Source organism: Psychrobacter sp. LFX-11D, assembly GCF_904846475.1.
In the GTDB taxonomy this organism is placed as follows: Bacteria; Pseudomonadota; Gammaproteobacteria; order Pseudomonadales; family Moraxellaceae; genus Psychrobacter; species Psychrobacter cryohalolentis.
This window is the reverse complement of record NZ_CAJHAV010000024.1, coordinates 1-11,356: the sequence shown is the minus strand read 5'-3', so window position 1 is coordinate 11,356 and position 11,356 is coordinate 1. Positions and strand designations below refer to the sequence as shown.

Annotated in this window: 11 protein-coding genes; 6 read left to right on the top strand and 5 right to left on the bottom strand. The window is 42.2% G+C overall.

Going from position 1 to position 11,356, the window contains the following annotated elements:
* Window positions 1–573: 573 nt before the first annotated feature.
* Window positions 574–1,281, bottom strand: coding sequence for a DNA glycosylase (locus JMX75_RS12550; RefSeq protein ID WP_227673102.1), 708 nt, complete (start codon window positions 1,279–1,281; stop codon window positions 574–576).
* 251 nt (window positions 1,282–1,532) lie between these two features.
* Between JMX75_RS12550 and upp the strand changes: the two genes are divergently transcribed.
* Window positions 1,533–2,180 carry a uracil phosphoribosyltransferase gene (upp, locus tag JMX75_RS12545; protein ID WP_011281223.1) on the top strand — a complete coding sequence of 216 codons (648 nt, stop codon included), beginning with the start codon at window positions 1,533–1,535 and terminating at the stop codon, window positions 2,178–2,180.
* 80 nt (window positions 2,181–2,260) lie between these two features.
* Window positions 2,261–3,013 carry an SDR family NAD(P)-dependent oxidoreductase gene (locus JMX75_RS12540; RefSeq protein WP_201532536.1) on the top strand — a complete coding sequence of 251 codons (753 nt, stop codon included), beginning with the start codon at window positions 2,261–2,263 and terminating at the stop codon, window positions 3,011–3,013.
* 24 nt (window positions 3,014–3,037) lie between these two features.
* Here the strand turns inward: JMX75_RS12540 and JMX75_RS12535 are convergent, their stop codons facing one another.
* Complete coding sequence (locus JMX75_RS12535) at window positions 3,038–3,694, bottom strand: hypothetical protein (protein ID WP_201532535.1); 657 nt, start codon at window positions 3,692–3,694, stop codon at window positions 3,038–3,040.
* A gap of 235 nt (window positions 3,695–3,929) precedes the next feature.
* Between JMX75_RS12535 and JMX75_RS12530 the strand changes: the two genes are divergently transcribed.
* Entirely contained in the window at window positions 3,930–4,886 is a 957-nt protein-coding gene (locus tag JMX75_RS12530; RefSeq protein ID WP_201532534.1) for an alpha/beta fold hydrolase, read from the top strand.
* A 77-nt stretch (window positions 4,887–4,963) separates the two neighbouring features.
* Here JMX75_RS12530 and JMX75_RS12525 read toward each other — a convergent pair whose 3' ends face one another.
* Genes JMX75_RS12525 through tyrS form a run of 3 tightly spaced genes read right to left on the bottom strand, consistent with a single transcriptional unit; the run spans window position 4,964 to window position 7,193 of the window.
* The gene (locus JMX75_RS12525) at window positions 4,964–5,197 is read right to left on the bottom strand and encodes a DUF1653 domain-containing protein (protein WP_201532533.1); all 234 of its coding nucleotides are present in this window, start codon (window positions 5,195–5,197) and stop codon (window positions 4,964–4,966) included.
* A 12-nt stretch (window positions 5,198–5,209) separates the two neighbouring features.
* Window positions 5,210–5,980, bottom strand: a complete 771-nt coding sequence (locus JMX75_RS12520; RefSeq protein WP_201532532.1) for a TIR domain-containing protein — start codon at window positions 5,978–5,980, stop codon at window positions 5,210–5,212.
* Window position 5,981: 1 nt separating this feature from the next.
* Complete coding sequence (tyrS, locus tag JMX75_RS12515; RefSeq protein WP_201532531.1) at window positions 5,982–7,193, bottom strand: tyrosine--tRNA ligase; 1,212 nt, start codon at window positions 7,191–7,193, stop codon at window positions 5,982–5,984.
* Window positions 7,194–7,312: 119 nt separating this feature from the next.
* Here tyrS and JMX75_RS12510 point away from each other — a divergent pair, with 119 nt between their 5' ends.
* The 3 genes from JMX75_RS12510 (at window position 7,313) to JMX75_RS12500 (ending at window position 11,170) form a co-directional block, all read left to right on the top strand.
* A complete protein-coding gene (locus JMX75_RS12510) occupies window positions 7,313–8,686 on the top strand; it encodes an anhydro-N-acetylmuramic acid kinase (RefSeq protein ID WP_201532530.1) in 1,374 nt (457 codons plus the stop codon).
* Window positions 8,687–8,914: 228 nt separating this feature from the next.
* The gene (gene fabF, locus JMX75_RS12505) at window positions 8,915–10,186 is read left to right on the top strand and encodes a beta-ketoacyl-ACP synthase II (protein ID WP_227673103.1); all 1,272 of its coding nucleotides are present in this window, start codon (window positions 8,915–8,917) and stop codon (window positions 10,184–10,186) included.
* 126 nt (window positions 10,187–10,312) lie between these two features.
* Window positions 10,313–11,170: a hypothetical protein gene (locus tag JMX75_RS12500; protein ID WP_227673101.1), complete on the top strand. Its 858-nt coding sequence runs from the start codon at window positions 10,313–10,315 to the stop codon at window positions 11,168–11,170.
* Window positions 11,171–11,356 lie beyond the last annotated feature (186 nt).

Below are 11,356 nucleotides of genomic sequence, written 5' to 3'. Positions count from 1 at the left end.
TCAGCAAAAATCCACACAAGTTGTTCTTTAGTTATGCTTTTAAATAATGTCTCTAACTGTCGTCCAGTAAGAGTATTCTTACTAAATATGCTAAACCAATCTGGCTTATCCTATTTAGCGAGCTGACAATCATATCATGTTTTAATAGTCTGTCAACTTCTTTTCTTAATTTGTTTCTTTAAGTTAACTGGTTAGTTATTGTGTAATCACACAGTAGCTGCTTCCGGTTCGTCTTAATGAGGTGCGTATTATAGACGCTTTAATTAGTAAGTCAAGAAGTAAATTATTTTAATTTGAGTTAACTTAAAAGTAATTTTTTCGGTTGGCTAAATTTTCTAAGCGATAAACCACTCTCAATCCGCCTTCCCTTTCAACTGGAGGGCAGTATACTCTGTTTTAGTAGGGGGTCAAGGGGCTTTGCCCGATATTTTGGCGATTATCTACCCTTATCATCAATACCATCTATTTATCAGTCAGTTAGGGTTGAAAGTACTTTTACTTTTACCAAAATCAATTCTTGTCCTTAGTTGGTGCTTATATATAGCCTCATAGCTTCTTCTATATATAACACTTTTATAGCTTACCTATCTTTTTGAAGAAGTCTTTATAAGCAGAGACTTTTTTATCTAATGCTAAAGGATAGGCGCGCGAGGTAGAAGGCAGTCTATATAAGGTTAAACTATTAACATCAGCTTTTTTATTATCTTTATCCTGCCACTTATAAGGATAGCCCATACTTTGATTGGTCTTGGGATGCTTTGATTTGGCAGGTGGTTCAGCTAATAAGTTCAGTAAGACCTCTGTTGCCTTACCACCAGTCGTGAATAGCGCCTGTACTTTCGGTACTTGCGGCAAAATTGTGTCTAGATCGACAGTGGTCACGACCGTAAGGTCTTTATCAGACGCATTGCCTGTTTCGCGAATTGCTTGTACTACCGTGGGACAAGAGGCAATACCACGCTCAAACATAAAGGCTCGAATGCGCTCAGGATCAAAGCGTTTCTCCTCCCCTACTCTAAAATAATCCGCATCATCAAAAAATACGCGTCCATAAATGCGCCACATGTCATTTTGAAAATTGGGATAATGGAACCTCATTGCCCATTTATCGGCAGTGGGTGGAAAACTGCCCATCATCATGACGGTGGCATCAGGTGGTAGGACAGGACCAAAAGGATGGGTTTCGATATTTGCGCTATCGGTCTTTAATTTCTGTGTCCACACAAAGTCGTTAGCAGCTTTTTGTGGATGGGTGGGATTATTCAGTGAGGTTTTGGTCATAAGATTCTTCATCAGAAAAGCGGTTTTTTTGCTATCATAGCAGGGTTAAACACTACTTCATTTGTTATAGCGCTATATAGTCAAACATAGTCGGCTTAAATAAAACCGATCTCATTGTAAATGCCTTTGGCTTACTTTTTGTTAAAGTATTAAGCTTACTATTGATTGGCCAAATATAGGGTTGAAGTGCAGTAAGTGTTTGTATCTTTTATACTAATCAAGCATTAGACCAAAAAACCAAGAGAATACTTATGAGCGACTTAAAAATCACTGTTATCGATCACCCGTTAGTCCGTCATAAACTCAGCCTTATGCGCGAAAAAGACTGTAGTACTTATAAGTTTCGTACATTAACCAAAGAGCTTGCGCGCTTGATGGCGTATGAAGCTAGCCGCGATTTTGAAATTGAAACCTTTCCGATGGAAGGCTGGTGTGGTGAAATCATTGGTGAGCAGATCATCGGTAAGACGGCAACTATCGTACCGATTTTACGTGCAGGTATTGGCATGCTTGATGGGGTGCTCGATTTGATTCCTACAGCAAAAATCTCTGTCGTTGGTTTACAGCGTGATGAAGAAACCTTACAACCGGTGCCGTTCTTTGAAAAGTTTGTCAGCCATATGGACAAACGCCCAGCCCTTATCATTGACCCAATGTTAGCCACTGGCGGCTCTATGGTTGCAACTATCGAAATGCTTAAGAAAAACGGCTGTACCAATATCAAAGCCTTGGTATTAGTTGCGGCACCTGAAGGGGTCCGTGTAGTCAATGAAGCACATCCTGACGTGACTATTTATACTGCTGCATTAGATAGTCATTTGGATGAGCACGGTTATATTATTCCAGGTCTGGGCGATGCGGGCGATAAAATCTTTGGTAAGCAATTATTTAATAAGTAAGCCAGAGCAGATAAACTAAGACAAGCTGTCGTCTCAAACAACATGACATATGTACAAAACATCAATGATAAGGATATAAGATGAACGTATTGATTACAGGGGCAAGCGCGGGTTTCGGTAAAGCGCTGGCTGAGCGTTTGATTGCCAAAGGTCATCGCGTGATTGGCTGTGCCAGACGCTTAGACAAACTCAATGTTTTAGCAGAAACTTTGGGCGAGACGTTTTTACCTGTAGTCATGGATGTGAGTGATACAGCGTCTATCCCGCAAATCATTGCGGATTTGCCTGCTGATTTTAAACAAATCGATGTCTTAGTAAATAACGCTGGACTGGCACTCGGTACAGAGCCTGCGCACAAGGCTAGTCTTGATGATTGGATGCGTATGACCGATACCAATATAAAAGGTCTCATGGCGCTAACTCACGCGGTCTTGCCAGCCATGGTCGCACGTGATAGCGGTTATATCATTAATGTCGGCTCAATTGCCGGAAGTTGGCCTTATTTTGGTGGTAACGTCTATGGCGCGACCAAAGCCTTTGTCAAACAGTTTAGCTTAAATTTGCGTGCGGATCTCATCGGTACGCAAGTGCGCGTGACCAACCTTGAACCGGGTAATGTCGCGGGTACTGAGTTTTCAAACGTGCGTTACCACGGCGATGACGATAAAGCTGCTCAGGTTTACGACGGCTTTAAAACCATGACCGGCGATGATATCGGCGATATTTTATTATGGTTGATTGAATCGCCTGCCCATATTAATATCAATCGCTTGGAAGTCATGCCTGTCGCGCAAACTTATAACGGACTAACAATTGCTAAGCAAGACTCTTAAAATTTTAGCTGACTGTTTGGCCTATTAACGTAATTCATAAGACCGAAGCAATATAGATTCCTCTATATTGCTTCTTTTTTTGCTACTGACATTCTCTTCATTGACCAAGCGCAACTCTTGAAAATCTAAAATCAGTACTTCATTACGCAAGCGCTCGCTAGTGCGTTTATTGTGCCGTATCGGAAATCCTAAGACTTGTTTACCTTTAATCACTATCTGATTGATAATCGTGGTCGAATTATTGATGGTAGCTTTTTCACTTAGCTTCTGAGCATTAATGATGGCGGTAACAGGATTAACAGTTGTAATTAACACCTTTGTCTGACGCACACTTTTTGGTAAATCCCCTGCAAAAAACAATACCTGCTCTAATGGTAAATACTGCGCGTGACGCATCAATTCCTGACGAAACAGCGAAGGCATATCAATATTGAAACTGTCTTCTGTTTGCTGAGAGAACGCCGTAAAATTACGATGTAAATAACGTCCAAACACGCTGCTATTAATCCAGTCTTGATAAATATCATTGGCTAGCAATTGCTTGGTGAAAGCATCGGCGTCTAGTGTGGTATCTGCTGTTAACATCTCCATCAATAATGCCTGTGGACTAGCAAAGTTCTGCTGCTGCCAGATTTGCGGATATAGGCTGCTATCAAGCAATGGCAAATTTGACTTGTTCATACCTTAATATCCTTATATTTTACTTGCCGACGTTTGATTCGATTGATCACAGTCTATGACAAGTCGCTACTTTTACCGCTCAACTGCTTTTAACCCTAAACAGCTTTTATGTTATGGTCAGTTACCTATTTTAATATAGCAGTCTTTTAGAAATGAGATAAAGACTTTTGGTACGATACATTTTGGCTAAATCGACTTGGTAAAACCGCTTAATGAAAACAAGGTGCATTGCCTTATGAAGAGAAACTTAATCAAACTGCCTGCTAACTATCAGTTGAAAACAATTGATATTGCTTTGACTGACGGTACGTTGCTACCAGTGTCAGTGATAGGAAATGGTAAACCCATGCTGCTCTTGCATGCCTATGGTATGGATGCGCGTGAGTTTTTGCCGTTTATTTTACCCTTAGTTGGCAAATACGTATTTTATCTACCGCATTTGCGAGGGTTTGGGGCGGCAAAAGATATTAAGCTAACCCAGTTTGATTTTGTGCGTCAGTATGCCGATGATATCAGTGTCGTCATTGAGCAAATTTGCTTGGCGCGCAATATAGAATCCTTGCCAGTTGCCGCCATCTCGATGGGTGCGCAAGTGATGTGGGCGTATTTTGAGCGTTATGGTAGCGAAAGAGTCAGCCGCTATTTAAATATTGACCAAAGTCCCGCTATTCATAATCAACCTGATTGGCAAGGTGGCTTGTTTGGCACGCGCCAGCAAGAAGTATTCGATATCTTTCATGAGGTGATTGATAAGACTTTGCCTTATGCTAACATCAAAAGCTTTACTCATCTGCCTTTTGCCCTGAAACGCCGTGCAACGGATGTCGAACGGCTATTTTCTCTGTTATCCGTCAATCGCACGCGCTCAAAAGCTTTTATACAAGTGATGACCTATAAAAACGATCCCAAACTTGCGCTTTATGACCACAGTATTTGGCATCATAAAATGCGTTGCTTGCAAGCCTATTTGACATTGCCCTATGACTTCCGCGGCGCGATAGAGCGTGTCACTATTCCAGTGGTTAACCTCATCGGTGGTCGCTCCAAACTCTACGATGCTAAGTGGCAGCAAAAAGTCACCCAGATGCTACCCAATGCAACTGAGGTCGTGTTGTCGCGCTCAGGTCATGCAGTACCGATGGATGAACCTGTTGGGTTTTATAAAGTATTGAGAGTATTTCTGCAGGATTGATTACTTATTCACATAAAAAAAGCGACCTTAACGGTTCGCTTTTTATTTGGGCAATAAATTTTGAACATTTTGAGATATCAATCAGCTAATACTTTGACTAACTCAAATCTAGCTACTTGCATACCATCAACTTCAACAGTTTCAGTAAACATCGCTAATGGTCGTACCCACACGCCATACTCACCGTATAGGCAGCGGTAAACGACTAAGGCTTCTTCGGTTTCTGAATGCTGAGCTGTATGCAATACTTGGTAAAGGCTGCCTTTGTAATGGCGGTAGATACCTTGGAGGATAGTAGCTTGGTTTGTCATTATTGCTTCCAATTAGTCAATTTTATTCATATCCACATCATAACCAGAGCTTTTCATTTCCCTAGCAATCTTATATTTCCAAGCTCCACCTTCATCCATAGACTCGTAAACTACGCCTGATATATCGTTAGGAATTTCAACGTTACCTTTTACAAGTGCAACAACGTTTTCTCTTCCAATTTTACCCATTAGAAAACCGTGTTCAAAAACAACATTTTGCCTAGCTCTCGGCTTAAGATTGTCTAAATCAGCCTTTATCCCACCAACATCACATGCAGTATAAAGTACGATACCGAAACCAACATCAGTATTCTTCTCAATTTTTTCTATAATCGTAGCACCAGAGTTTATCTGTTCGTGAAGAATAGTAGCCACAAAGCCTAATTTATCTATAAACCTTGCTACCGTTTCTTTAGCACCATCATCACGCCCATGCACTATAAAGACATTGGTACGGTCAATTCTTGCAACTTCAATATTGTTCATACTCGTGTCTTTTGGAAACAGCTCTAGCTCTTCGATTATAGTTCCAATTAAGTTAACAGTTCTATCTCTACCCGAGCTCCAAGCGTTAAAATTAATAGAATCTGGCATATTTGGATATGCGATTGATGAAAAGAAATTAATTTTGTTCAAGTCTTCTAAATAATTAGAGCCAGAATCATAGATCTTAGTTATAAGCATTTTTAAACGACGTATCAGCTTATCAAGACCACTCTTATCTGTGTACTCAAGTTCCTCGAACTCTAATTTTATCCCTTCAAACAATTTAACCTTATCCATTCTAGACCACCGTCACTTTCGCATAGGCCTTTTTGCCTGCTTGGATAACGACTGTCTGACCAGACGTTAAGCTAAAGCCCGCGTCGACGACTTCGCCATCTACTTTTACCGCGCCACGTTTAATCATGTCTTTAGCCGATGAGCTATTTTTGGCAAGCTCTGCTTGGTTTAATATCTGCGTGATAAATAATGCGTTCTGCCCTTCTAACTCTAACGTCACTTCTGGTAAATCGACTGGCAATTCGCCATCAGCTAGTACGTTACCCGCTGATTTGTGCGCATTAGCCGCAGCATCGGCATCATGGAAGCGCTCGATCAATTCTTCGGCAAGAATGCGTTTGATTTCTTGTGGATTGCGACCGTTTTCCATCTCTGCCATTAACGCTTCGACTTCTTCCATCGGCTTAAAGCTTAAAAATTCAAAGTAGCGACGGATTAAGGTATCTGGCATAGACAGCAGTTTTTGGTACATGGTACCCGGCGCATCGTAAATACCGACATAGTTGCCAAGTGACTTGGACATTTTATTAACGCCGTCTAGCCCTTCTAAGATTGGCACCGTGATACAAACTTGTGGCTCTTGTCCGTAACGACCTTGCAGGGTACGTCCCATTAGGATGTTAAAGGTTTGGTCAGTACCGCCAAGCTCGACGTCGGCTTTTAGTGCGATAGAGTCATAACCTTGCACCAATGGGTAGAGAAACTCATGGATAGCAATTGGCGTTTGCGACGCGTAGCGTTTAGAGAAATCATCGCGCTCAAGCATACGTGAGACGGTCAACTGGCTAGAAAGCTGAATCATATCGCCTGCTGACATGTCTTTAAACCATTCAGAGTTAAAGACGATGCGGGTTTTTTCTTTATCCAAAATCTTGAATACTTGCTCAGCATACGTTTGAGCATTGACTTTGATTTGCTCATCGGTCAATGGCGGTCGCGTGCTGTTTTTGCCAGAAGGATCACCAATCTTGGCGGTATAGTCGCCGATTAGAAAATAAATCTCATGACCCAAATCTTGAAAATGCTTCAGCTTATTAATCAACACGGTATGACCCAAATGTAAGTCTGGTGCGGTAGGATCAAAGCCTGCCTTGATACGCAGCGGACGATTCAGCTTTAGCTTCTTAACCAAATCTTCTTCAGATAGGATTTCTTGTGTACCGCGTTGGATTATCGCTAGTTGTTCTTCTAGGGTATAAGTTTGGGTGGTCATGATGCTCTCTTTATTGTCTTTATTTAAAGGGTAAAGCGTTTGGGCTATTTAGAATCTCGTAGCCATCAAAAAATGTTAGAATTTGACAGATATACTAGCGTTTTTTAAGGTAAATTGCCATGACCAACCCTGCATCGATTGCTGATAGTCAGCATAATAATTTTTCAGATCTGAGTTTAGATGATGATTTTGATAGCCGTCTAGATAATATGGACGATTTAAACTATGCCACCTTGACCGATGCGCTCGAACAAACGGTGTTTGAAAACTTCGATGATGGCTTATATATAGGTATGATGTCGGGCACTAGCTTAGATGGTATGGACGCGGTTCTTTGTCAATTCAGTGATAAAGATAATACCCAACAACCGATGCACTTGTTAGCGACTCATAGCCAAGATTTCCCACCGCGTCTGCGTGAAGTGCTATTAGCATTGTGTCAGCCTAATGGTATTCAAGCATTAACGCCATCCGATGATGAACCAAATAGCGAATTAGACTGGTTTGGCTGGGCAAGTAAAGAATATGCTGAATTTTCAAGCGACGTGGTTAATACGTTATTGCAGCAATCAAATACTGATAGTGAATCTGTACTAGCGATTGGCTGTCATGGTCAAACGGTACGCCATCGCCCTCAGATGGGCTTTAGCTTGCAATTGGTCGATGCCAATATCATTGCTGAACGTACGGGCATTAGCGTCGTCAGTGATTTCCGTCGCCGTGATATGGCAGTTGGTGGTCAAGGTGCGCCTTTGGTTCCAGCTTTTCATCAAGCATTGTTTGCGGTGCCTGATAGCACGCGTGTGTTATTAAACTTGGGCGGTATTGCTAATATCGCTGTCTTGCCAGCGATTTCTAATGACCTTGTAGATTCTAATGAACACTCAGAAAATCAGCCATCTGATAGCGTGGTTGGTTATGATACCGGTCCTGCCAATCTATTATTGGATGCGTGGACAACATTGCACACGGACAAGGATTATGATGCTGGTGGTACATGGGCACAGTCAGGTCAAGTCGTTGAGCCTTTACTAAACCAGCTATTAGAGCATCCATTTTTTAAGAAAACCTATCCAAAAAGTACGGGGCGTGAAGATTTTAACTTAGCATGGCTACAAGATGAGTTACAAAAATTCGACCAGGCTTCTGCTGATGTTCGCTACTCATCCGCCGATGTACAAGCAACGCTTACTGAGCTGACCGCCATCAGTGCCAGTGCGCAAATCAATCTATTTATCAATGCTAGTAGCAATAATGCTGTTTATGTCTGCGGCGGCGGGGCGTTAAATAATTATTTAATGACTCGCTTACAAGTACATCTGCCACGATGCAAAGTAGAAACGACAGCCAGCTTGGGACTTGAGCCAACTTGGGTAGAAGCCGTTGCCTTTGCTTGGTTAGCAAGACAAACACTTATGGGTGAAACTGGCAACTTGCCCGCCGTGACAGGCGCAAGTAAAGGCGTGGTATTGGGACAAGTATGTTTTGCCTGAGCGGTCAAATTTTAGTTTACATGCGTACACCTATGTGTTTTATAATGGCTTTAGAAATACACTCCTCTTAGGATCTGTCAGTATAGGATATAGCGAATGAGCCAGCACAGCAGTTTACCGAACGACTCACTTATCGACCAAGCTACGAATAGTACTGTTAATAACCCTATTGCCACCGCTCAGACAAAAAAACGTCATAAGCCGCCACATTTTGAACGCACTGATGAGATGCGCGTTGTCGTGACAGGTATGGGCGCGGTCACGCCATTGGGATTAGATGTCGAAAGCTCGTGGGCAAAACTACTCAAAGGTGAAAGTGGCATCACCGCTATTAGTCATTTTGACGCATCGGGTTATCGTGCGCAAATCGCAGGCGTGGTCAAAGACTTCGATCCAAAGCAATACATGAACGCCAAAGACGCACGCCGTTATGATGATTTTATGCATTATGCGGTTGCTGCTTCCTCTATGGCGCTACAGCAAGCAGGTTTTATCAATGAAGTAAGCGCTGCTGACGCTCCGGTACAAGGTGTTGATCAAGAGCGCTTTGGTGTCATTATAGGCTCAGGTATCGGCGGTATTCAAAACATCGAAAATAGCCGTGATACTTTACGTGAAAAAGGTGCCAGTAAAGTCTCTCCCTTTATCATTCCAGGCTCTATCGTCAATATGGCAGCAGGACTGGTGGCAATCAAACATACTTTAAAAGGTCCAAACCTTGCAACGTCCACTGCTTGCACTACAGCAACTCATGCAATTGGTCTGGCAGCGCGCTTGATTGCTTATGGCGACGCCGATGTGATACTAGCAGGCGGTAGTGAAAAAGGCTCAAGCCCACTTGGTATCTCAGGTTTTGGTGCCATGCACGCCCTTTCAACTCGCAATGACGAGCCAACTCGCGCTTCACGCCCATTTGATAAAGACCGCGATGGTTTTGTACTTGGTGATGGCGCAGGGGTCATGGTACTAGAAAGTCTTGCTCACGCAAAAGCACGCGGTGCGACGATACTGGCTGAATTGGTTGGCTTTGGTATGAGTGATGATGCCAGTCACATTACTGCGCCGCCAGAAGATGGTAGTGGTGCAGCACAAGCGATGCGTAATGCTTTAAACGATGCTGGTATTGAGCCGTCAGTCATTGGTTACGTAAATGCCCATGGCACTAGCACGCCTGCTGGTGATGTCGCCGAATCTATCGCCATTGAAACGGTATTTGCCCCGGTGAAAGATAGCATCTTGGTCAGCTCTACCAAATCAATGACCGGTCATCTACTTGGCGCTGCGGGCGGCGTTGAAGCCATCTTTACTGTGCTTGCTTTGCAACATCAGCAAGTACCGCCAACGATTAATTTGGACAACGTTGAGGATAACTGTAATCTGGATTATGTTGCCAACCAATCGCGCAAAGTTGAAAACTTGCAGTATGCCGTATCCAATAGCTTTGGTTTTGGTGGCACCAATGGTTCATTGATATTTGCCCGCTGGCCACTCAATGATTAAAACATTAAGCTTATGAGTGAGGCCTTTTAACCTTGGTGGCAGATTTACTACGATTGTCTACTTGCAGCCCCTTATCATCCTTGCGTATGATAAGGGGTAATTTTTGCAACATTTATGGACGATACCATGTCAAGCTATTCATTTTCTCATCAGTTTTATCAGCGCTGGACGTGTGCACCAGAGCCTATCCGTGCCTCAATCATCCAAGAACTCACCGATATCACAACTTTATTGAAAGCTGAAACGCCATTTGAAACTTTTGTTTTTAGCACCCATGACCTAGATGCACACCTTGATGATCTCTATGAGAATCACGAAGCTGAGCAAGCTATCGCCAAGGCAATCGCTGATAAACAAGCGGCAGAACAGGCAAGTGCTGAACAACAGCGTTTAGAAGAAGAACAAAAAATCAAAGCAGCAGAAGAGACCAAACGTCAAGAAGAAGCTCACTTAACAAAGGAAAGCAGGTTAAAAGAACAAGCTTTAGAAGAAAAAAATAAGCCTAAAGAAGCTGAAAATACTCAAAAAGAAGCAGAAAAAGAGACACTGTTGGCTGATGATAAAAATCGTTTAGAAACAGCTATAAAACTAGAGACAGCTGATGCAGATGAAACAGAAATCGACGATAAAGTTGATACTATCATCAACGATGAGTCTGATAATGAGGAACATATTGCTAATAGTAAAACCATTAGCGAACATGCTAATGCAATTGATGATGACAGCACTATTAAAAATGATAGCAGTATTAACGCCATCAACAATAAAGCCAGTTTAGCAATCAGCTTAGCCGTTAAAGATGCCAAACTCAGCGTCACTCATAAAGACTTAATTCATGAGCTTGAAATGCAGATTGACGATTATTTGAGCGATCAGATGATGCTGATGTCTGAAAACCTAAAATCTTGGCTGCGTGCTGAGATGACTCAACATTTAAGCGAGCAAGACAAAAATCTTTCTAACGGTAATCTTCCAAAAAACTAAACGCATTCTCTGAACAAAAAAAAGCCCCATAAATATTTACGGGGCTTTTTTGTGCCTATTGTCCCGTCCTGAAATAAGTTTACGAAAAAGGAGCTTATTCATGGACAAGTTAGACACTGTAAAGGTTAAGCGCACTCAAAAAGATTATACTTTAGGCTTTAAATTAGCCGTCGTTGACAGTATAGA